The organism is Streptomyces sp. f51 (assembly GCF_037940415.1).
In the GTDB taxonomy this organism is placed as follows: Bacteria; Actinomycetota; Actinomycetes; order Streptomycetales; family Streptomycetaceae; genus Streptomyces.
This window is the reverse complement of sequence record NZ_CP149798.1, coordinates 5,212,318-5,234,788: the sequence shown is the minus strand read 5'-3', so window position 1 is coordinate 5,234,788 and position 22,471 is coordinate 5,212,318. Positions and strand designations below refer to the sequence as shown.

General features: G+C 72.2%; 15 protein-coding genes. 7 read left to right on the top strand and 8 right to left on the bottom strand.

From position 1 onward, the window contains the following. Positions 1–88: 88 nt before the first annotated feature. Together WJM95_RS22920 and WJM95_RS22915 are read right to left on the bottom strand one after the other, a co-directional pair. The gene (locus WJM95_RS22920; protein ID WP_339131660.1) at positions 89–1,336 is read right to left on the bottom strand and encodes an Ig-like domain-containing protein; all 1,248 of its coding nucleotides are present in this window, start codon (positions 1,334–1,336) and stop codon (positions 89–91) included. 181 nt (positions 1,337–1,517) lie between these two features. Further along, positions 1,518–2,735, bottom strand: a complete 1,218-nt coding sequence (locus WJM95_RS22915; RefSeq protein WP_339131659.1) for an Ig-like domain-containing protein — start codon at positions 2,733–2,735, stop codon at positions 1,518–1,520. A gap of 298 nt (positions 2,736–3,033) precedes the next feature. Here WJM95_RS22915 and glgX point away from each other — a divergent pair, with 298 nt between their 5' ends. Further along, a complete protein-coding gene (gene glgX / locus WJM95_RS22910) occupies positions 3,034–5,211 on the top strand; it encodes a glycogen debranching protein GlgX (protein ID WP_339135784.1) in 2,178 nt (725 codons plus the stop codon). A 22-nt stretch (positions 5,212–5,233) separates the two neighbouring features. On the opposite strand, the gene WJM95_RS22905 is transcribed toward glgX, so the two are convergent. From WJM95_RS22905 to WJM95_RS22890, 4 genes are read right to left on the bottom strand one after another with little or no spacing between them, the layout of a single operon-like run. Next, a complete protein-coding gene (locus tag WJM95_RS22905; protein WP_339131658.1) occupies positions 5,234–5,875 on the bottom strand; it encodes a response regulator transcription factor in 642 nt (213 codons plus the stop codon). Further along, on the bottom strand, positions 5,865–7,130 hold the full coding sequence (locus tag WJM95_RS22900) for a sensor histidine kinase (protein WP_339131657.1): 1,266 nt from the start codon (positions 7,128–7,130) through the stop codon (positions 5,865–5,867). Before WJM95_RS22900 ends, WJM95_RS22905 begins: the two co-directional genes overlap by 11 nt. 25 nt (positions 7,131–7,155) lie before the next feature. Then, complete coding sequence (locus tag WJM95_RS22895; RefSeq protein WP_339131655.1) at positions 7,156–7,890, bottom strand: ABC transporter permease; 735 nt, start codon at positions 7,888–7,890, stop codon at positions 7,156–7,158. Then, positions 7,887–8,789, bottom strand: a complete 903-nt coding sequence (locus WJM95_RS22890; RefSeq protein ID WP_339131653.1) for an ABC transporter ATP-binding protein — start codon at positions 8,787–8,789, stop codon at positions 7,887–7,889. Before WJM95_RS22890 ends, WJM95_RS22895 begins: the two co-directional genes overlap by 4 nt. Before the next feature lie 159 nt (positions 8,790–8,948). On the opposite strand from WJM95_RS22890, the gene WJM95_RS22885 reads away from it, so the two are divergent. The 4 genes from WJM95_RS22885 (at position 8,949) to WJM95_RS22870 (ending at position 16,528) form a co-directional block, all read left to right on the top strand. Then, the gene (locus tag WJM95_RS22885) at positions 8,949–10,853 is read left to right on the top strand and encodes an ABC transporter ATP-binding protein (RefSeq protein ID WP_339131652.1); all 1,905 of its coding nucleotides are present in this window, start codon (positions 8,949–8,951) and stop codon (positions 10,851–10,853) included. Continuing rightward, entirely contained in the window at positions 10,850–12,907 is a 2,058-nt protein-coding gene (locus tag WJM95_RS22880) for an ABC transporter ATP-binding protein (RefSeq protein WP_339131651.1), read from the top strand. The genes WJM95_RS22885 and WJM95_RS22880 overlap by 4 nt, the downstream gene beginning before the upstream one ends. Positions 12,908–12,977: 70 nt before the next feature. Beyond that, positions 12,978–14,756: an ABC transporter ATP-binding protein gene (locus tag WJM95_RS22875; protein WP_339131650.1), complete on the top strand. Its 1,779-nt coding sequence runs from the start codon at positions 12,978–12,980 to the stop codon at positions 14,754–14,756. Beyond that, entirely contained in the window at positions 14,753–16,528 is a 1,776-nt protein-coding gene (locus WJM95_RS22870) for an ABC transporter ATP-binding protein (protein ID WP_339131649.1), read from the top strand. Before WJM95_RS22875 ends, WJM95_RS22870 begins: the two co-directional genes overlap by 4 nt. 1 nt (position 16,529) lies before the next feature. Here the strand turns inward: WJM95_RS22870 and WJM95_RS22865 are convergent, their stop codons facing one another. Together WJM95_RS22865 and WJM95_RS22860 are read right to left on the bottom strand one after the other, a co-directional pair. Then, on the bottom strand, positions 16,530–16,988 hold the full coding sequence (locus tag WJM95_RS22865; protein ID WP_339131647.1) for a hypothetical protein: 459 nt from the start codon (positions 16,986–16,988) through the stop codon (positions 16,530–16,532). A 94-nt stretch (positions 16,989–17,082) separates the two neighbouring features. Then, entirely contained in the window at positions 17,083–17,883 is an 801-nt protein-coding gene (locus tag WJM95_RS22860) for a TNT domain-containing protein (protein WP_339131646.1), read from the bottom strand. A 527-nt stretch (positions 17,884–18,410) separates the two neighbouring features. Between WJM95_RS22860 and WJM95_RS22855 the strand changes: the two genes are divergently transcribed. Both WJM95_RS22855 and WJM95_RS22850 read left to right on the top strand, forming a co-directional pair. Further along, complete coding sequence (locus tag WJM95_RS22855; protein WP_339131644.1) at positions 18,411–20,456, top strand: M4 family metallopeptidase; 2,046 nt, start codon at positions 18,411–18,413, stop codon at positions 20,454–20,456. 307 nt (positions 20,457–20,763) lie between these two features. Beyond that, a complete protein-coding gene (locus tag WJM95_RS22850; RefSeq protein WP_339131643.1) occupies positions 20,764–22,425 on the top strand; it encodes a M4 family metallopeptidase in 1,662 nt (553 codons plus the stop codon). Positions 22,426–22,471: the final 46 nt, after the last annotated feature.

The following is a 22,471-nucleotide window of genomic DNA, read 5'->3' as shown; positions in this document are numbered from 1 at the left end:
GGGTGTGCTGAGTCACAGCACACCCGGCCCGGTGCGAAACGGCCGCGCGACCGGCGCGGAGACGGTCACCCGCTCCGGCGGGACTACCTCACTTCGTCCAGTCGGACCAGGACATGTTCCAGCCGTTGAGGCCGTTGTCCGGGGCGACCGTCCGGTCGTTGGAGTGCTTCACGACGACCACGTCGCCGATCATCGAGTTGTCGAAGAACCAGGCCGACGGCACCTTGCTGTCGTAGCCGCCGCGCACGTCGCGCAGACCGACGCAGCCGTGGCTGGCGTTGAAGTTGCCGAAGGCGCCGCCACCCCAGTAGTTGCCGTGGATGAAGGTGCCCGAGTCGGTCAGGCGCTGGGCGTGCGGCACGTCCTTGATGTCGTACTCGCCGCCGTAGCCGACCGTCTCGCCGTTCATGCGGGTCACCTTGAGGCGCTCGCTGATGACCATCTGGCCGTTCCAGGTGTCGTAACCCGGCTTGCCCGTCGTGATCGGGATGGTCTTGAGGACCTTCCCGTCCCGCTTGACGACCATCTTGTGGGTCTTGGCGTCGACCGTGCTGACCTGGCTGCGGCCGATCGTGAACTTCACGGTCCTGGCCTGCTTGCCGTAGACGCCCGGGCGGCCCTCGACCCCGTCGAGGTTCAGGGTGACGGTGACCTTCGTACCGGCCGCCCAGTAGTGCTCGGGGCGGAAGTCGAGACGGTCGTTGCCGAACCAGTGGCCCTCGACGTCGACCGCGGGCTCGGTCTTGAAGGTGATGGCCTTGCGGACGGCGTCGGGGTGCGTGATGCCCCGGGTGAAGCGGACGGAGAAGGGCATCCCGACGCCGACCTTGGAACCGTCCTCCGGCTGGTAGATGCCGACGAACGTGTTCTTCGGGGTCAGCGTGGTGAACGCCGCCTCCTCGGCGGCCTCACGGCCCGCGGAGTCCTTGGCGACCGCGTGGACCTTGTACTTGGTGGCCGCGGCGAGGTGGGTCGAGGGCGTCCAGGTGGCGCCGCCGTCCGTGATGCTGCCCTCGACGGCGTTGCCCTTGGTGTCCTCGACCTCGACCGCGGTCAGTTTGCCCTTGGCCGCGGTCACCTTGAGGGCGCCGCTGGTCTTCACGTCGGCCGCGCCGTCCTTCGGCGCGATGGTCACCACGGCCTGCGAGGCCTTGGTGTCCGCGCTCGTGGCGCTCTTGCCCTTGCCGTCACCGGAACCTGACCCCTTGTCCGAACTCCCGCCCCCGCCGCAGGCGGTCACGGCGAGCATCAGAACTCCCAGCAGCAGCGCCAGGATTCCCTTGCTCGTGCGTGTCCGCGCGCCAACCGACGCCCCCGATATCGGTCGCCCGTTCAAAATTGTCTCTCCCCTCGCACGGCCTGATCAGGCCCGCACTCCAGCGCGTCCCACGCGCGTATCGCGCTAATTAATCACACGGCCAGGAGCGATGGATCCCCGGGAAGGTCACCGTTCAGTCCCAAACTTCGGCCGTACGGGGCGCGGCTGGAGTCCGCCGTGCGCATACCCGTATATCGGGCTACTTCACCGCCCCACCCGATTTCCACGCCTTCCAGCCCAAGTTCCAGCCGCCCAGCCCGTTGTCGGGGGCGACGGTCTTGTCCTTGCTGTGGACGACCTCGATGACGTCCCCGACGAGGCTGCGGTCGAAGAACCAGCCCGCCGGGGTGTCGGAGCTGCCGCCCTTCACGTCCCGCAGCCCCACGCAGCCGTGGCTCACGTTGGTGTTGCCGAAGGCGTCCGGTGCCCAGTAGTTGCCGTGCAGGAAGGTCCCGGAGTCGGTCAGGCGCATCGCGTGCGGGACGTCGGGGATGTCGTACTCGCCGCCGAAACCGACGGTACGGCTGTTCATCCGGGTCACTTCGAGCATCTCGGTGACGACCATCTTCCCGTTGTACGTCGTCGTCTTCGGCGCCCCGGCCGTGATCGGCACCGTGGCGAGGAGACTGCCGTCGCGCCGCACCTCCATCGTGTGGGCGGCGGCGTCGACGAGGGACGTCTGGTCGCGGCCGACGGTGAACGAGAAGGTCCTGGACTGGAGTCCGTAGACCCCGGGCGCCCCTTCGACGTCACGCAGCCTCAGCGCCACGGTGACCTTCGTGCCCGGCTTCCAGTACCGCTCGGGCCGGAAGTCGACGCGGCCGCCGCCGAACCAGTGCGCGCGGATCTCGACCGCCGGGTGCGCCTCGACGTGGATGGCGCGCTCGACGCCGGCCCTGTTCTCGATCTCGCGGTTGAACTCCAGGGAGACGATCATCCCGGTGCCCACGACGGAGCGGTCCTCCGGGGTGACGTACCCGATGAACCGTTCGCCGGGGACCTCCGTGCGGAACGTCGTGTGCCGGGCCGAGCGGTGTCCGGCGCCGTCCAGGGCCACCGCGTCCACGGTGTACTTGGCGGCGAGGGCGAGCCGGGCGTCGTCGGGCTTCCAGGACAGGCCGTCCTCGCTGATGTGCCCGGGCACCGGTGACTCCTCGGCGTCCTGGGACTTGACGACCTTCACGGACTCCAGACGCCCGTCGGGCACCCGTACGAGCAGTGTCTCCTTCGGGTGTACGCCCTTGCTGTTGTCGTCGGGCGAGACATGGATGGCGTTCTCGGGCGACCGCGGTTTGCCGAACGCCTCCCCGATCCCGCCGGAGGTGCAGCCGGAGGCTCCGGCCAGCAGACCGGCCCAGGTCAGTACGGCGGCCAGCGCGGCCCCTGCGCGCCGAGCGCGCGTCTGTACGTGCTTCACAAGGGACCCAACGACGCCGCCCCTCCCGGGAAACGTGAGTGCGAGCCACGCTCTGGGCAGAACAGTGGGGAGGACGACGCGCCAAGGAGCCGCGGCCGGGACGCCGTGCACCCTTTTCCGTGACGTTCCATGAGCCGTGGGAGGCTGAACGGTGTCGAGCGCACCCGAGCAGGAGGCGGTCCACGAGGGACGCGCCGCGGGCGGCGGGCTGCCCGCGCAGACCGTCACGGACCCGGCGGGACCGTCCGCCGCCGCACCCGCGGTCACGGATCCCGTGGTGGAGCCCGCCGCACCCGCGCTGAACGGCTCACGGCATCCGGCGGCGCCGGCCCTGACCGCCTGGCCGGGTGCCCCCACGCCGCTCGGCGCGCGCTTCCGGGTGGGTCCCGACGGCACCACGGGCACCAACTTCGCGCTGTGGGCGGGCGGCGCGGAGGCCGTCGACCTGTGCCTCTTCGACGAGGGGGGCGCCGAGACCCGCCTCCCGCTCACCGAACTCACCCACGAGATCTGGCACGGCTTCGTCCCCGGAGTGCTCCCCGGCCGCCGCTACGGCTTCCGGGTGCACGGCCGCTGGGACCCGTGGACCGGCGCCCGCTGGAACCCGGCGAAACTGCTGCTCGACCCGTACGCCCGTGCGGTGGACGGCGACTTCGCGCTCCCTCCCGAGGTGTACGGACACGTCCGCGACTGGCCGCAGCAGCAGGTCGCCGACACCGTGCGCGACGACCGCGACTCGGCGCCCCTGGTCCCCAAGGGCGTCGTCGTGCAGGACGACGACGACTGGTCGGACGACCACCGCCCCAAGACCCCCTGGGCGGACTCGGTCATCTACGAACTGCACGTGCGCGGATTCACCCGTCTGCACCCCTCGATCCCCGAGGAGCTGCGCGGCACGTACGCGGGACTGGCGCACCCGGCGGCGATCGAGCACCTGGTGAACCTCGGCGTGACGGCGGTGGAGCTGCTGCCGGTGCACCAGTTCGCGCACGAGGACCATCTGCTGCGCCGGGGCCTGAGGAACTACTGGGGCTACAACTCGATCGGCTACTTCGCCCCGCACGCGGCCTACGCGGCCTCCGGCACCCGGGGCCAGCAGGTCGGCGAGTTCAAGCGGATGGTGCGCGCCCTGCACGCGGCGGGGATCGAGGTCATCCTCGACGTCGTCTACAACCACACCGCGGAGGCGGGCGAGCTCGGCCCGATGCTGTCGCTGCGCGGCATCGACAACCGGGGGTACTACCGCCTCCAGTCGGACGCCCGCCGCTACGCGGACTACACCGGCTGCGGCAACACCCTGCACGTCGTGCAGCCGCAGGTGCTGCGGCTGATCACGGACTCGCTGCGCTACTGGGTCACCGAGATGGGCGTCGACGGCTTCCGGTTCGACCTGGCGGCGGCCCTGGCCCGGTCGATGCACGACGTCGACATGCTCTCGCCGTTCCTCGCCGTCATCGCCCAGGACCCGGTGCTGCGCCGGGTCAAGCTGATCGCCGAGCCCTGGGACGTGGGCTCAGGCGGCTACCAGGTCGGCGCCTTCCCGCCCCTGTGGACGGAGTGGAACGACCGCTACCGCAACGCCGTGCGGGACTTCTGGCGCGGGGCGCTGCCCGACGTACGCGATCTCGGCTACCGCCTGTCCGGGTCGAGCGACCTGTACGCCTGGGGCGGCCGGCGCCCGTACGCCTCCGTCAACTTCGTCACCGCGCACGACGGTTTCACCCTGCGCGACCTGGTGTCGTACGAGCGCAAGCACAACGAGGCGAACGGCGAGGGCAACCGGGACGGCACGGACGACAACCGGGCCTGGAACGGCGGGACGGAGGGAGAGAGCGAGGACGGGGACCTGCGGGCGCTGCGGCGGCGCCAGCTGCGGAACCTGCTGACGACGCTGCTGCTGTCGACGGGCGTGCCGATGCTGGTCGCCGGGGACGAGTTCGGGCGCACCCAGCGGGGCAACAACAACGCCTACTGCCAGGACAACGAGATCAGCTGGGTCGACTGGTCGCAGCTCGACGACCCGCACTGGCGTGCGCTGTTCGAGCTGACGTCCCGTCTGATCGCGCTGCGGCACGCCCATCCGGTGCTGCGCCGCAGGGCGTTCTTCTCCGGGCGGGCGCATTCGGCGGACGGACTGCGGGACCTGGCCTGGTTCACCGCGCGGGGCACGGAGATGACGGAACGGGACTGGTACGCGCCCGCCGCGACCCTCGGCATGTATCTGTCCGGGCGGGACATTCCCGGCCGTGACGCGGTGGGCGCCCCGGTCGTGGACGACAGCTTCCTCGCCGTGCTGCACGCCGGGGACCGGCCTGCCTCCTTCGAACTGCCGGGGACGCCCTGGGCCGCCGGGTACGAGGTGGTCGTGGACACCTCCCGCGAGGACCAGGCCGAGGCTCCCGCGCTCACCCACCGGGCGGGCACCGCGATCACGGTACCGGCCCGGTCCGTGCTGCTGCTGCGGGTCCGCCGGTAGCGCGGCGGCCGGGCGCGGAGGGTCAGCCGAGGATGCCCCGCTCGTACGCCGTCGCCACCGCCGCGGCGCGGTCCTTGACGCCCAACTTGCCGTACACGTGCGTGAGATGGGTCTTCACGGTCGCCTCGCTGATGAACAGTTCGCGGGCGATCTCGCGGTTGGGGGTGCCCCTGGCCACCAGGGCGAGCACCTCGCGTTCCCGGGCCGAGAGGGACTCGGTGGCGGAGGCGGGCGCGCGCACGGCCGAGACCAGGCGGGAGGCGACGGCCGGGGACAGCACGGTCCGGCCCTCGGCGGCGGCCCTGACCGCCGTGAACAGGTCGTCGCGGGGCGCGTCCTTGAGGAGATAGCCGGTGGCGCCCGCCTCGATCGCGGGCAGGGTGTCGGAGTCGGTGTCGTACGTGGTGAGCACGAGGACCCGGGCGCGGGAGCGGCGCCGGGTCAGTTCGGCGATGGCGTCCACTCCCCCACCGCCCGGCATGCGCAGGTCCATCAGGATCACGTCCGGGTCGAGCGCGGCGGCGCGCTCGACCGCCTCGGCCCCGTTCACCGCCTCGCCGACGACCGTGAACCCGGGCGCGGACTCGAACATGCCGCGCAGGCCGTCGCGTACGACGGGATGGTCGTCGACGATCAGCAGCGAGATACGGGTGTCATCGGTCATGGCGCACCAACGGTACGCGAGCCGAGAGCGCCGTGCCGTGGCCCGGTTCGGACTCCACGGCGAGGTGTCCCGCGATGCGTTCGGCGCGGGCGCGCATGCCGTCGAGGCCGAATCCGCCGGTGCCGGTGCGTGCGGGGACGCCGATCGGGTCGAAACCGCGGCCGTCGTCGCGGACGTCGAGGGTGACCTCGTCGCCCATGAAGCTCAGCGTCACGCCGACCCGGGTGGCCGCCGCGTGCCGCGCGGCGTTGGAGAGGGCTTCCTGTGCGATGCGCAGAAGCGTGGCCGCGACCTCGTCGTGGAGCTGCTCGCTGGTACCCGTGACGGTGAACTCGGCGCGTACGCCGGTGCGTTCGCCCCACTCGGCGACCGTTTTCTTCAGCGCCTCCGGCAGACCGTCGTCCGCGAGCGCCACCGGGGCCAGGTTGTGCACCGAGCGGCGGGCCTCGCCGAGGCTGTGCCGGGCGAGCGCCGAGGCGCGTTCGAGGTGGACACGGGCGCCGGCGGGGTCGGGGGCGTTCGCGACGACCTGGAGCTGGGCGATGATGCCGGTCAGTCCCTGGGCGATGGTGTCGTGGATCTCGGCGGCCAGCCGGCGCCGTTCCTCGGCGACCCCGGCCTCCCTTGCCTGGACGAGGAGTTGGGCGTGCAGGGCCGTGTTCTCGTCGAGGGCCCGCTGCAACGCGGCGTTCGTGAGCTCCAGTTCGGCGATGGTCTCGGTGCGCTCACGGACCCGCTGCGCCTCTTGCGTGGTGAGGTGGGCGACCACCATCTGGAGACCGGAGTTGGCGGCCAGGAGCCCCGCGAAGACGACCCACTGGGCTCCGCTCCCGAACGGCATTCCGCCCGCCTGCGCGCCGGCCACGGTGACCGCGCTCGCGAACAGCCCGAGCCGCTGCCGGCGGCGCGGTATCAGTTCGTCGGCGTCCATGTAGCCGCAGGCGGCGTAGAACGCGAAGAACGGGGTGATCCAGGTGAGGGCGAAGGCGAGGGCCCACCGCAGGGCGTAGTACGCCGTCCCGGCCCCGGACGGCGTCCGGCCGCGGCCGGGCCGGCGGGGACGGGTGCCCTGCCACCACAGCTGGAGCAGCACCCCGGCGCCGGACAGGGCCCAGGCCGCGTACCACTTGACCGGAGCGGCGTGCGGATCGGCGGAGGCGACCGCGAGGACGACGCTGATGCCCAGCAGCCCGTAGGGACCCCAGGTGTGGAACTGCTCCCAGCGTCGGTCGAGTTGCCGGTCCGTCACGGTCATGGGCCCAGTCTGCACGGCCGGCCGCCTACTCCCACCGGAACCAGCGGACCGCGGCACCGGTCAGCAGCAGGATCCACACCGCGAGCACGCCGAGGTGGCCCCAGCCCGGCCAGTGACCGGCCGCCGCCTGGTTCAGTGCCTGCGCGGCCGCGCCGAAGGGGGTGCAGCCGACGATCCGGGCCATCAGGTGCGGCATGGACTGCACCGGCAGCCACACGCCCGCGCAGAACATCGACGGGAAGAACACGGCCGATCCGATCGCCCCGGCGATCTTCGTCGTACGGGACAGGGCCGACACCACCGATCCGAGGGCGAGCGCGACCAGGACGGCCGACAGCAGGGCGAGGGCGTAGCCGACGGGCTGTCTCGGCAGTCGTACGCCGAAGGCGATCCTGCCGACCGCGAGCACGAGCAGCGCGGACGCGAGGGCGGCGCCGCCGTACACCGTCGTCTGCGCGGACAGCAGGGCACCGGGGCGGACCGGGGTGGTGGCCATGCGGCGCAGGATGCCGCGCTCCCGGTAGCCGGTGAGGGTCTGCGGCATCGACTGGAGTCCGCCGACGATCAGGCCGAGGAGCACGGCCACCGGGACGTAGACGTCGATGGTGCGCAGCCCGCCGAGATCCGCCTGGTGCTGCCGGAAGGAGGGGATCGAGCCGAGGATCACCAGCAGGAGGGTGGGGAAGAGCAGGATCCAGAACAGGGCGCCGGGTTCACGCCGGAAGAGGCGCAACTCGGTGCGCAGCACTGCGGTGTTCATGCGGTGACCTCCGTAAGGTCCAGGAACGCGTCGTCCAGGGTGGCGTCGGTGACACGGAGTTGGTGGGCGGTGACGCGGTGCCGGGCGAGCAGGGTGATGACCGCGTTCACGGTCTCGTCGGTGCCGGACAGGGTGACGCGGCCGTCCTTGTGCCCGACAGACGCGAGCGCGGGCAGCGCGGCCAGGGCACGCTCGTCCAGCGGCGCGGACGGTGTGAAGCTGATGACGGTGGACCCGGCGGAGCGGCGGATCAGACCGGCCGGGGTGTCCAGCGCGGCCACGCGCCCCTTGTCGATGACCGCGATCCGGTCGCACAGCCGCTGCGCCTCCTCCATGAAGTGCGTGACCAGCAGGACGGTGACGCCCCGGTCGCGGACGTCCTCGATGAGCGCCCAGGTGTCGCGGCGGGCGCGCGGGTCGAGCCCGGTGGTCAGCTCGTCGAGGACGACCACGCGCGGGCTGCCGATGAGCGCGAGCGCGATGAACAGGCGCTGCTTCTGGCCGCCGGAGAGCTTGCCGAAGCCGGTGCCGAGGCGGTCGGTCAGATCGAGGCGTTCGGCGAGCGTCCGCCAGTCGGCCGGGTCCGGGTAGAACGCGGAGTACAGCTCCAGCGCCTCGCGCACGGTGAGTTTCGGCTGGAGTTCGCTCTCCTGGAGCTGGGCGCCGAGGACGCGGCTGGTGGCCTCGCGGTCGGTGAACGGGTCGAGTCCGGCGACCCGGACCCGGCCGGCGTCGGGGACCCGCAGCCCCTCGACGCACTCGACGGTGGTGGTCTTGCCGGCGCCGTTCGGGCCGAGGATCCCGAAGATCTCGCCCTCCTCGACGGTGAGGGAGACGTCGTCGACGACGGCCCTGCCGTTGTAGGACTTGCGCAGTCCGCTCACTTCGATGACTGACATGCTCCGAGAGTCCCAGCGGGGGCCCCGCCGCCACATCGGCCATCACGCTCGGACCTGCATCAGCCGATCGGTTGATGCGACGGTACGACCCCTCGAACGATCCAGGTGCGCCGAAAACTCGGTGGGCACTGTCAGTGGCGAATCGTAGGCTCGGTCCTGATGAGCACCTCCGACGCAGCCACCCCGGATCCCCCCGACCGTTCGACCGTACGCAGCCTGCTGCGCCTGTGGCCGTATGTGCGCCCGGTGCGGGCGCGACTGTTCGGCGCGGCGGCCGTCGCCGTGGTCGCCTCCTGTCTCTCGCTCGTGTTCCCGCTGATCCTGAAGTGGATGGTGGACGGCCCGGTCGCCGGGCACGATCCGGCGGGTGTCTGGCTCGGAGCGCTGTACCTGCTGCTCCTCGGCATCGCCGAGGCCGGTCTGTTCGGGCTGCGCCGCTGGCTGGTGGCCCGTCCGCTGGCCGGGGTCGAGGCGGACATGCGGGCCGGTCTGTACGCCCATCTGCAACGGCTGCCGGTCGCCTTCCACGACCGCTGGGCGTCGGGCCAGCTGCTGTCACGGGCGACCACCGACCTGATGCTGGTCCGCATGTTCCTGGCGTTCCCGCTGACCTTCCTGCTGGTGAACGGGGTGACGATCCTCGCGGGCATCGCGATCATGCTGGCACAGCAGTGGACCCTCGGGCTGGTGCTCCTCGCCCCCGCCGTCCCCGTGATGGTCGTCTGCTGGTCCTTCGAGCGGCGCTACTCGGAGGTGGCGCGGCGGGCCCAGGACCAGGTCGGCGACCTGACGACGGTGGTCGAGGAGAGCGTGCTCGGCATCCGGATCATCAAGGGGTTCGGGCGTCACCGCAGCCAGGCGCGGGCGTTCCGCGAGCTGTCCCGGACGCTGCGCGGCACGGAGCTGGTCAAGGCCCGGCTGCTCGCCTCCATCTGGGGCGTCATCGTCACCCTGCCCGAGTTCGCCATCGGCGCCGCCCTCGTCCTCGGCACGGTCCAGGTCGCCGACGGCGAGCTGTCCGCCGGCACGCTGGTCGCGTTCCTCTCGACCGCGCTCGCGCTGCGCTGGCCCGTCGACTCCATCGGCTTCCTCATCGCGATGAGCCAGGAGGCGGGGACGGCCACGGAACGGTACTTCGAGGTCATGAACGCGACCCCGGAGTCGGACACGCGGACGGCACCGGCCGACGCCGCGGTACGTACCGCCGTACCGGCGAAGGCGCGGGAGTCCGCGGCCGCGGCCGTGCGCGGCGACGGCGCCACGGAGGCGCGGGACGACCGCCGGGCGGCAGGGCACGGCGCCCGAGCCGCCGACGGCGAGGGCGGGCTGCGGTTCCACGGTGTCGAGTTCCGCTATCCCGACGCACCCCCGGACACGCCCCCCGTGCTGGCCCGGATCGACCTGCACGTCCGCCCCGGCGAGAGCATGGCGCTCGTCGGCGCCACCGGCACCGGAAAGACCACCCTCACCGCGCTCGTCCCCCGGCTGCACGAGGTGACGTCCGGACGCATCACCCTGGACGGCCGGGACATCGCCGCCATGCCCCGCGGGGAACTGCGCGAACTCGTCGCCGTCGCCTTCGAGGAACCCACCCTCTTCTCGGCCACCGTCGGCGAGAACGTCCTGATGGGCGCACCCGGGACCGCGGGCCGGGCCGAGCTGGACCGCGCCCTCGCCGTCGCCCAGGCCGAGTTCGCGCACACCCTGCCCGAGGGCACGGACACGCAGGTCGGCGAGCAGGGCCTCAGCCTCTCCGGCGGCCAGCGGCAGCGGCTCGCGCTGGCCCGCGCGGTGGTCGGCCGCCCGCGCTTCCTGGTCCTCGACGACCCGCTGTCGGCGCTGGACGTGCACACCGAGGCGGCGGTCGAGGCCGCGCTGCGCCGGGTGCTGGCGGAGACGACCGCGCTGATCGTGGCCCACCGCCCGTCCACGGTCCTGCTGGCCGACCGGGTGGCCCTGATCTCCGGCGGCCGCATCGCGGCGGTCGGCACCCACCACGAACTGCTGCGCACCCATGCCGAGTACGCCCACCTGATGTCGGGTGCAGAGGAGGACGACCGATGACGGCGGCGCCCACGACCACCGCACCGGGCAAGGAACCGAACGAGGAACGGGACGGGGCCCCGGCCACCCCCGGCACCGGAGCCGACCGCGGCACCGGCACCGGAGACGGCCGTGGCACCGGCACCGGAGACGGCCACTATCCCGGCACGGGGGACGGCCGTGGTCCCGGCGGCGGCGCCGATCCCGGCACCGGAACAGGCCCGGACGGCGGTCCCGGCCGTCGGCGGCGGAAGGACCGGGCGGCCTCCGGGACCGGGGCGCACCAGGACCCCTTCGACCACGACACGCTGCCCGCTCCCCCGGGAGCGACCGCGACGCTGCTGCGCTCGCTGCTCGCCCCGCTCCGGGTCCGGGTGGCCGTCACCACCGTGCTGCTGCTGCTCCAGCAGGCCGCCGTGCAGGCGGGCCCGCTGCTCGTGGCGTACGCCATCGACCGTGCCGTACCGGCCTTCCGGCAGGACGACCACGGACCGCTGATCGCCGTCGGTGTCGCCTACGCGCTGTGCTCGGCGGCCTCCGGCGCCCTCCAGTACGCGTTCATCCTCACCTCGGCGCGGGTCAACCAGGACGTGCTGCTCGATCTGCGCGGCCGGATCTTCCGGCACGCCCAGGCGCTCAGCGTCGACTTCCACGAGCGCTACACCTCGGGCCGGCTGATCTCCCGTTCCACGACGGACGTCGAGTCGCTGCGCGAACTGCTCAGCGAGGGGCTCCAGGAACTCGTCACCGTCATCCTGTCCTTCGTCTACATCTCGGCGATGCTGCTGTGGCTGGACGCCGGCCTGGGCGCGGTCGCGGTGGTCTCCTTCGTGCCGCTGTATCTGCTCATCCGGCGCTACCAGCGGCGCGCGGGCCGCATCTTCGCGGTCCGCTCGACGACGATCGCCGCGGTGATCGTGAAGTTCGCGGAGACGATGAACGGCATCCGGCCGGTGCGCGCGTTCCGCCGGGAGGCAGCCAACGAGGCCGAGTTCGCGGTGCTCAACAAGCGGCACGAGAGGACGAACGGCGACGCCCTGCTGGAGATGGCCCGGTACGTCGTGGGCTCACGGCTCGTCGCCAACACGGCGGTCGCGGGCATCGTGCTGTGGGGTGCCTACCGGGTCGCGTCCGGGTCGCTGGCGCTCGGCGTCCTCGCCGCGGCCGTCCTGTATCTGCGCAGGCTCTACGACCCCATCGACCGCCTCGGCATGTTCCTGAACTCCTACCAGTCCGCGGCGGCCTCGCTGGAGAAGATCGCCGGGCTGCTGGCCCAGACGCCCTCCGTGCCCGAGCCCTCCGCACCCCGGCAGCTGCCCGCCCTCGCCTCCGAACACCCGGGCCGCGCGGTCGAGTTCGAGGACGTCCGGTTCGCGTACCGCACCGGCGGGGAGGTACTGCCCACCTTCTCGCTCACGCTCCCCGCCGGTCAGACGGTCGCCGTGGTCGGCTCGACGGGCGCCGGCAAGTCGACCCTGGCCAAACTCCTGGCCCGGTTCTACGACCCCTCCCAGGGGCGGGTCCTGCTCGACGGCGTCGATCTGCGCGAACTGCCGGTACCCGAACTGCGGCGCGGGGTCGTGATGGTGACCCAGGAGGCGTTCCTGTTCTCGGGCACGGTCGCCGAGAACATCGCGATCGGCCGCCCCGAGGCCTCCCGCGAGGAGATCGAGCAGGCCGCGAAGGCGATCGGCGCGCACGACTTCATCAGCGCCCTGCCCGACGGCTACGACACGGACGTACGCAAGCGCGGCGGCCGTATCTCCGCGGGCCAGCGGCAACTCGTGGCCTTCGCGCGGGCCCTGCTCGCCGACCCGGCCGTGCTGATCCTCGACGAGGCGACCAGCTCCCTGGACATCCCGGGCGAACGGGCGGTGCAGCGCGCCATGTCGACGGTCCTGCGGGGGCGGACGGCGGTGGTCATCGCGCACCGGCTGTCGACGGTGGAGATCGCCGACCGGGTGCTGGTCATGGAGCACGGGCGGATCGTCGAGGACGGCACACCCGGCGAACTCGTCGCGGGCACCGGCCGGTTCGCGGATCTGCACCGGGCGTGGCGCGACAGCCTCGTCTGACGGCGGCGGGGAAGGCGGCGGGCGGGAGAGCGGCCGGCCGAGGGGCGGAATCAGTGACGGAAGAGGGCCGATGATCGACACGTACGCGGATCCGGGGACACCGGACCGCCGGGGCGGCTGGCGGTTCCTGTGGTGGCTGGTCACCCGGCAGACGCGCCGGTCGGTCACCGGGGCGGTGGTCTCCTCCGTGTGGATGGGGCTCATGGCGCTGACGCCGTATCTGCTGTCCCGGGCGATCGACGACGGACTGGCACCGGGCGACGGGGCGGCGCTCGCGGGGTGGACGGCCGCCGTGCTCGCCACGGGCGTGTTCAACGCCGGTCTCGGCGTGGTGCGGCACCGCACCATGACCAAGGTCCGGATGGACGCCAACTTCCGTACGGTCAAGCTCGTGGTCGAGCACGCGGCCCGGCTCGGCGCGGCGCTGGCGCGGCAGACCGGCACGGGGGAGATCGTCACGGTCGGCGTCCGCGACGTGGACACGATCAGCAACTCGCTGACGGTCGTCGGGCCCGGTCTGGCCGCGATCGTCACCTACGGCGTGGTGGCGGCGCTGCTGCTGCCGGTCTCGGTGCAGCTGTCCGCGGTGCTCCTGCTCGGGGTGCCGCTGACGGCCGGGCTCGTCGGGCCGCTCACGCTCCGGCTCCAGGGGACCGAGACGGGCTACCGCGAACGGCAGTCCGTACTGACCGCGCGGATCGGCGACCTCGCGGGCGGCCTGCGTGTCCTCAACGGCCTCGGCGGCAAGGGGCTGTTCGCGGACGCGTTCCGCCGCGACTCGCGCAAGCTGCGCGAACAGGGCTACCGGGTCGGCGCGGTGACCAGCTGGATCCAGGCGCTGGGCATGGGCCTGCCGTCCGTGTTCCTGGCCGTGGTGACCTGGCTCGCGGCCCGGCTGGCGGCCCAGGGGGAGATCTCCGTCGGCCAGTTGGTGTCCGTGTACGGCTACGCGGCGGTCCTGATCCTGCCGGTGTACTTCTTCATCGACTGCGGCTACGAACTCGCGCGGGCCGTGGTGGCCGCGCGGCGCGTCGTGCGGTTCCTGTCCCTGGAGCCGGTCGTCTCGCCCCCGGACGCGCCCGACGCCCCGGGGTCCCCCGCGGTCCTGCACGATCCGGAGTCCGGGGTCCGGGTGGTCCCGGGGAGGCTGACCGCGCTGGCCGGGGCCCGGCCGGAACAGTCCGCGGCCGTGGTCGACCGGCTCGGCCGGTACTCCTCGTCGGACGTGACCTGGGGCGGTGTACGGCTCGACGCGGTCGCCCTGTCCCAGGTGCGGGAGCGGATCCTGGTCGCCGACAACGAGGCCGACCTGTTCGCCGGCACCCTGCGCGAGGTGGTCGGGGGGCGCAGGGAGCCCGCCGAGGAGACGGTCGCCGAGGCCGTGCGCACGGCCGCCGCCGACGACATCGTCCTCGGGCTGCCCGACGGCCTCGACGCGGCCGTCGACGCCCAGGGCCGGAACCTGTCCGGCGGGCAGCGCCAGCGGGTCCGGCTCGTCCGCGCGCTGCTCACCGACCCCGAGGTGCTGCTCGCCCTCGAACCCACCTCGGCACTCGACGCCCACACGGAGGCGAGCGTCGCGGCCCGGCTGCGCGCCGCCCGTTCGGGCCGTACGACCGTCGTGACCAGCACGTCGCCGCTCGTGCTCGACCACGCGGACACCGTCTGCTTCCTGGTCGACGGCAAGGCCGCGGCCACCGGCACCCACCGCGAACTCCTGCGCACGGAACCGGGATACCGCTCGCTGGTGGCCCGCGACACGGAACCGGACGAGGACACGGAGCCGGACGATGAGGCGACGGGGGCCACGGGTCCCGTGGCGGGCGTGGACGAGGAGGTGGCGCTGTGACGGACCGGCTGCCGGTGGCGGGGCCCGCCGAGGTGCGGCGGGCGGCGGCACGGCTGATCCGCGCGGACGGGCGGATGTTCGCCGCCGTCCTCGCCCTCAACGCGCTGGCCGCCGGGGCCGGACTGGTCGGCCCCTGGCTGCTCGGGCGGATGATCGACGACGTGCGCGGGGGCGCCGGTGTGGCGGCGGTGGACGGGCCGGCGCTCGTCATCGTCGCGGCCGCGCTGGTCCAGCTGCTGCTGTCGCGCTGGGCCGGCTTCGTGGGCTACCGCTTCGGCGAGCGGTCCCTCGCGCGGGTGCGGGAGCAGTTCGTGGAGCGGACGCTGACCCTGCCCGCCTCGGTGGTGGAACGGGCGGGCACCGGCGATCTCACCGCACGCGGGACCACCGACGTCACGGTGGTGGGCACCACCCTGCGCGACACGGGACCCCAGCTGCTGATCTCCGGTGCGCAGGCGCTGTTCGTGCTCGTCGCCGTCTTCGCCATCGACCCGCTGCTCGGCGTCTGCGGGGTGCTGGGCCTGACCGGCATCGGGTTCGCGCTGCGCTGGTATCTGCGCCGGGCGCGCGGCGCCTATCTCGCGCAGGGGGCCGCCGGTTCCGAGGTCGCCGAGATCCTCGCGGCCACCGCGTCCGGCGCCCGCACGGTGGAGGCGTTCGGCCTGGGCGGGCTCCGGGTCCGGGCGAGCCGGGACGCGCTGGAGGTCTCCCGGGTGACGCGGATGCGGACGCTGTTCCTGCGCAGCGTGTTCTTCCCGGCCGTGGAGATCTCGTACGTCGTGCCGGTCGTCGCCGTGCTGCTGGTGGGCGGCGCGCTGCACGCCCGGGGGACGCTGAGCCTCGGCACCGTGGTCGCCGCGACGCTCTATCTGCACCGGCTCGCCGAGCCGCTGGACCAGATCCTGAACCGGGTCGAGCAACTCCAGAGCAGCGGGGCCTCGTTCGCCCGCGTGGAGGGTCTCGCGGGCGCGCCGCGCGCCGCCTCGGCCGGATCTCCGGTGCCGGTGGACGACCGGATCGACGTCACCGGGGTGCGGTACGCCTACGAGCGGGGCGGCGAGGTGCTGCGCGGGGTGGATCTGACGGTGCGGCCCGGGGAGCGGCTGGCCGTCGTGGGCCCCTCGGGCGCAGGGAAGACCACGCTGAGCAGACTGCTGGCGGGGGTCGACGCTCCGGGCAGCGGGACGGTGACGGTCGGGCGGGTGCCGGTGGTCGACCTCGACCCGGAGCAGCTGCGGCGGCACGTCGTCCTGGTCACCCAGGAGCACCATGTGTTCCTCGGCACGGTCCGTGACAACCTGCTCATCGCCGAACCGGACGCCACCGACGAGGCGTTGTGGGCGTCGCTCGCCGCGGTGGGGGCGGCCGAGTGGGCCGGGGAGCTCCCGGACGGTCTCGACACCGAGCTGGGTCCCGAGGCCGTGCGCGTCGACGGCTCACGGGCCCAGCAGCTGGCGCTGGCGCGGGTGGTGCTCGCCGACCCGCACACCCTGGTCCTCGACGAGGCCACGGCGCTGCTGGACCCGACGACCGCCCGGCACACGGAGCGCGCCCTGGCCACCGTGCTGGAGGGACGGACCGTCATCGCGATCGCGCACCGGCTGCACACCGCGCACGACGCCGACCGGGTGGCGGTGATGGAGGACGGCCGGCTCACCGAACTGGGCACGCACGACGAGCTGGTGGCGGCCGGAGGACCGTACGCGGCGCTGTGGCACTCGTGGCACGGTGACGCGGAGGAGGCCGGGGGCGTCGGCCCGTCGGAGGGCTGACTCAGCTCTCCCCGCCCCGCGTCGGCCCAAAGGGCGGCCGCCCCTGGGCGGGACCGTCGTCCTCCGTGGCTTCCCCGGGGTGTTCGCCGCCGGGCCCGGCGGCTCCGCGGCGCAGCGCGGCGAGGGCCGCGTCGAGTTCGTCGTCGGCCCGGCGTTGCAGGGCTTCGGGGTCGGGCTCCGGACCGTCCGGCTCTCCGGACGCGGGTGCGGGATCCGTGGCGGGCGGCTCCGCGCCGAGGAGCCGGTCGTGGAGCCATCGGCAGGCCTCGTCCTCGTCGGTGAACCGCTCGAAGACCTCGCGGGTCCCCCGCTCGTGGACGCCCACGCTCCAGTCCCCTTCGCGGCCGTCGAGAAACCAGCGGTCGGCCGCGCGGTGGACGCCGGGGCAGTCCGCGATCTCGTAGGAGGCGGCGGGGACCCCGGCCTCCCGGAGGGCCCTGCACAGGGCGAACCGGTCCATGCGATCGGCCTTCCGCCGGGGCGGAGCCGGCCCCTTTCGTCGCCGGGTCCGGCTTCCGCGCGCGGTCGTGCGCCACCCTCGGGGTGGGCGGGGATCAGGTGCGGGTGCGGACCAGCGTGCCGTTGCTCACGAGGTCCGCCACCGTGGTGCGGGGGATGTCCGGGCAGAACTTGCTCGACGTGACGTACTGGACGCCGAGGCCGGGCTGCTCGAACCCGGGGGCGGTCCTGCCCGCGCAGACGGTCACGTCCTTGGCGAGCCGGTAGGAGTGGTAGTTGTTCGGGTAGCGCGGGTCCATGGTGTCGAGGCTCGACGGCGGGATGGCCCGCTTGCCGTACTTGGTGCCCTTGGGGGCCAGGAAGCGGCCCGCCTCGCTGCCGAAGCGGTCGAGCCGCAGTCCGGCGTGGAGCACCAGCGGGGCGGCGAGCACGGTCCCGTTCCTGTGGGTGTAGCCGTCGTCCGGCGGGTAACGCCAGTCGCCCTGGCCGGAGTCGGCGGTGGGGTCCCACCACTTGTCGAGGAACTGCACGGCGGTGAGACCGCCGAGGCGGTCGTACCGGTCGAGGATGCGTCCCAGGACGCCCCGGGTCGGGAGCCACCTGGGGCCGAGGCGCCAGTCACCGCAGAAGTAGAGACGGCGCAGCCGCGGCGGGATGGGGTCCGGCACGAGCCCCCGGCACACGCGCGAGGGGTCCGACCCGGCGTGTTCGTCCCCCGGTTTCACATGCCCGGGGGCCGGCTTCGGCTCCGGGGTGGCGGACAGGGTGTGGACGCCGGCCGCGCGGCCGGCGTCCGGACGGTCGGGCGCCGCGGACGAGACGGAGGCGCCGAGCATCAGAGAGCCGGTCAGGCCTCCCAGCGCCGCCAGGCTCGCACACCAATGTGACCTTCTCACCAAACCTCCTGCGGGAGTACGTGTCCGGCTCGCACCGCTTCGCCCGGTCCAGGACGCCCGGGACGGGCCGGAATGCCGTGGATCACTCAAACCGCAGGGGCGGGAGGCAGGCGAGCGGACGTGCCGGAAGCCGCTCGAAAGGGTCTGGGCTTCATTCCGTTGCTGACGGCGGGCCGGTCATCTGGCGGTACGGGGCGCCCGGTCAGAGGTCCGCCCGCCCGCCCGGGCCGCGCTCGCTCCTTCACGCCGGGACGAACACCCGAAGGACAGTCCGTATACCGAACATGACTAACCGGACAACGGACCGTTTCCGGCCATTTTCGTGATGTGGTCCTGACAGAAAGGGTTATCTCCTGCCACTCTTCCCTCGGCAACTTCACAGCAACCTCACAGCAAATCCCGCTGTGTTGTGCCGTACGACCCCATGCACCTGGTTCCGCGTACCGCCCAGTTCTGCCCGGACGGGTCCCTCCATCGTCCGGTCTCCCCTGGCCGCGCGACCCGCGGCCATGCAGAAGGAGTCAGTGTTGAGCAGCAGTTCTCCCCACAGACGCACCTCCCACATCACCAAGCGCCGTGTCGCCGGTGTCGCCCTCGTCGGCGTCTCCGCGCTGCTGGCCGCGGCCGTCCAGTCGGGCGCCGCGAGCGCCGCCCCCGAACAGGCCCCCCGGGCGGGCAGGATCAACCCGGGCGCCGTCACGATGAAGCTCAGCGCCTCGCAGCGCGCCGAGCTGATACGCGACGCCGACTCGGCCAAGGCCACCACCGCCCGGGACCTGGGTCTCGGCGCCGGCGAGAGCCTCGTCGCCCGTGACGTCATGAAGGACGCCGACGGCACCGTCCACACCCGCTACGAGCGGACGTACGACGGACTGCCGGTCCTCGGCGGCGACATGGTCGTCGACACCTCCAAGTCCGGCCGGACCGGGCACGTCTACAAGGCGACGAGCGCGTCCCTCAAGGTCGCCACCCTCAAGCCCGCGGTCGCCGCCGGCACGGCGGAGAAGCAGGCGCTGTCCGCCGCGAGGGCCGCCGGTTCGAAGAGCACCACGGCCGACCGCGCGCCCCGCAAGGTGATCTGGGCGGCGAGCGGCAGGCCGACCCTCGCCTACGAGACCGTCGTCGGCGGCCTCCAGGACGACGGCACCCCCAACCAGCTGCACGTCATCACCGACGCGGCCACCGGCAAGAAGCTCTACGAGTACCAGGGCATCGAGACCGGCATCGGCAACACCCAGTACAGCGGCCAGGTGAACCTGACGACCACGCAGTCGGGCTCCAACTTCACGCTCACGGACGGCGCGCGCGGCGGCCACAAGACGTACAACCTGAACCGTGGCACGTCGGGCACCGGCACGCTGTTCTCACAGACGAGCGACACCTGGGGCAACGGCACCACGTCGAACGCCGCCACGGCCGGCGCGGACGCGCACTACGGCGCCGCGGAGACCTGGGACTTCTACAAGAACACCTTCGGCCGCAGCGGCATCAAGAACAACGGCGTCGGAGCGTACTCGCGCGTCCACTACGGCAACGCGTACGTCAACGCGTTCTGGGACGACAGCTGCTTCTGCATGACCTACGGCGACGGGTCGGGGAACAACGACCCGCTGACCGCGCTGGACGTCGCGGGCCACGAGATGAGCCACGGTGTCACCTCCAACACCGCGGGCCTGAACTACTCGGGAGAGTCCGGCGGCCTCAACGAGGCGACCTCCGACATCTTCGGCACCGGCGTGGAGTTCTACGCCAACAACTCGACCGACGTGGGCGACTACCTCATCGGCGAGAAGATCGACATCAACGGCGACGGCACCCCGCTGCGCTACATGGACAAGCCCAGCAAGGACGGCGGCTCCGCCGACAGCTGGTACTCCGGTGTCGGCAACCTCGACGTGCACTACTCCTCGGGTGTCGCCAACCACTTCTTCTACCTGCTGAGCGAGGGCAGCGGCGCCAAGGTCATCAACGGCGTCAGCTACAACTCGCCCACCTCCGACGGGCTCCCCGTCACCGGGATCGGCCGCGACAAGGCGCTCCAGATCTGGTACCGCGCGCTCACCACCAAGTTCACCTCGACCACCAACTACGCGTCGGCGCGCACCGGCACGCTCGCGGCGGCGGGTGAGCTGTACGGCACGACCAGCGCCGAGTACACCGCCGTGGCGAACGCCTGGGCAGCGGTGAACGTCGGTTCACGGCCGGGCGGTGGCGGCGGTGGCGGCACGTCGTTCGAGAACACGACCGACGTATCGATTCCGGACAACGGTCCCGCGGTCACCTCGTCGATCACGGTCACCGGCCGCACCGGCAACGCCCCGTCGAACCTCGCGGTCGCCGTGAACATCGTGCACACCTGGCGCGGTGACCTTCAGATCGACCTGGTCGCCCCGGACGGCTCGACCTACCGTCTGAAGAGCACCAGCTCGTCCGACTCGGCGGACAACGTGAACACGACCTACACGGTCAACGCGTCCTCCGAAGTCGCCAACGGCACCTGGAAACTGAAGGTCCAGGACAAGGCGGCCCAGGACACCGGCTACATCGACAGCTGGAAACTGACCTTCCCGTAGACCGCGACGGAGGTCCGCGAACCACCGGCACACGAGGGCGCCGCCCCGGGGATCCGACTCCCCGGGGCGGCGCCCCCCTTTGCCCGCGCCCGGGTTTGCGTTGACCCGTTCTTGACGGCGCCCGGCCGCCGCCGGAGACCCCAACTGTTCACCTGATCGCCGATTTTCGGCCAAGGTCCTTAAGGCCTCCTGACATGTACGCGCCTGGGATGGCACGCTTCACCCGCACGGCTCACCCGCACCGCAACTTCACAACCGTCCTTCCGGCCCCCACGCCGCTCGGACGTCCCCACAAGAAGGAGCTTGCGTGACTCCCCTCTACGCGCGTCACAAGCGCACCACTCTGGCCATCGCCACCGCTGTCGCCGCCGGAGCCCTGCTCACCACCGGTCTGACCACCGGTGCCGCCGCCCAGACGGCGGCCGCCCCAGCCGGCAAGACCACCCCCCTCGCCGGTTCGCCCGTCCTGCTCTCCGCCTCCGCGCGCACCGCGCTCATCCAGAAGGCCGACGCGGCCCGGACGGAGACGGCCCGCCGCATAGGTCTCGGCGCCAAGGAGAAGCTGGTCGTCAGAGACGTCGTCAAGGACGCCGACGGCACGGTCCACACCCGCTACGAGCGCACGTACAACGGCATTCCGGTCCTCGGCGGCGACCTGGTCGTGCACGAGAAGGCCGGCAGGACCGAGGGCGTGACCAAGGCGACCAAGGCGTCCATCAAGGTCGCCTCGCTCAAGCCGCTGGTCACCACCGCCAAGGCCGAGAAGCAGGCGCTGACCGCGGCCAAGGACGCGGGCTCCGCCAAGACCGCCGCCGACCGCGCGCCCCGCAAGGTGATCTGGGCGGCGAGCGGCAGGCCGACCCTCGCCTACGAGACCGTCGTCGGCGGCCTCCAGGACGACGGCACCCCGAACGAGCTGCACGTCATCACCGACGCGGCCACCGGCAAGAAGCTCTTCGAGTACCAGGGCATCGAGACCGGCACCGGCAAGACCCTCTACTCGGGCACGGTCACCCTCAACACGACCCTGTCGGGCTCGACGTACAGCCTGACCGACGGCACCCGCGGCGGTCACAAGACGTACAACAAGTCGCACAGCACGTCCTCCTCCACGGGCACGCTGTTCACCGACGCGGACGACGTCTGGGGCACCGGCACCGCCTCCAGCTCCACCACCGACCAGACGGCGGCCGCCGACGCCGCCTACGGCGCCCAGGAGACCTGGGACTTCTACAAGAACACCTTCGGCCGCAGCGGCATCAAGAACAACGGCGTCGGAGCGTACTCGCGCGTCCACTACGGCAACGCGTACGTCAACGCGTTCTGGGACGACAGCTGCTTCTGCATGACCTACGGCGACGGCTCGGGCAACACGCACCCGCTGACCTCGCTGGACGTGGCCGGACACGAGATGAGCCACGGCGTCACCGCCAACACCGCCGGCCTGAACTACTCCGGCGAGTCCGGCGGCCTCAACGAGGCCACCTCGGACATCTTCGGCACGGGTGTCGAGTTCTACGCCAACAACTCCTCCGACGTGGGCGACTACCTCATCGGCGAGAAGATCAACATCAACGGCGACGGCACCCCGCTGCGCTACATGGACAAGCCCAGCAAGGACGGCGGCTCCGCCGACAACTGGTCGTCCAGCGTCGGCAACCTCGACGTGCACTACTCGTCCGGTGTCGCGAACCACTTCTTCTACCTCCTCGCGGAGGGCAGCGGCGCCAAGACGATCAACGGAGTCAGCTACAACTCGCCGACGTACAACGGCTCCACGGTCACCGGCATCGGCCGCGCCGCGGCGCTCCAGATCTGGTACAAGGCGCTGACGACGTACTTCACGTCCTCGACCAACTACAAGTCCGCCCGCACCGGGACCCTCTCGGCGGCGGCGGCCCTGTACGGCTCGGGCAGCACCCAGTACAACGCGGTCGCGGCCGCGTGGAGCGCGGTCAACGTCAGCTAGCGCGAACGTAACCGAACCGAGGCGGCACCCGGCACGGAACCGTGCC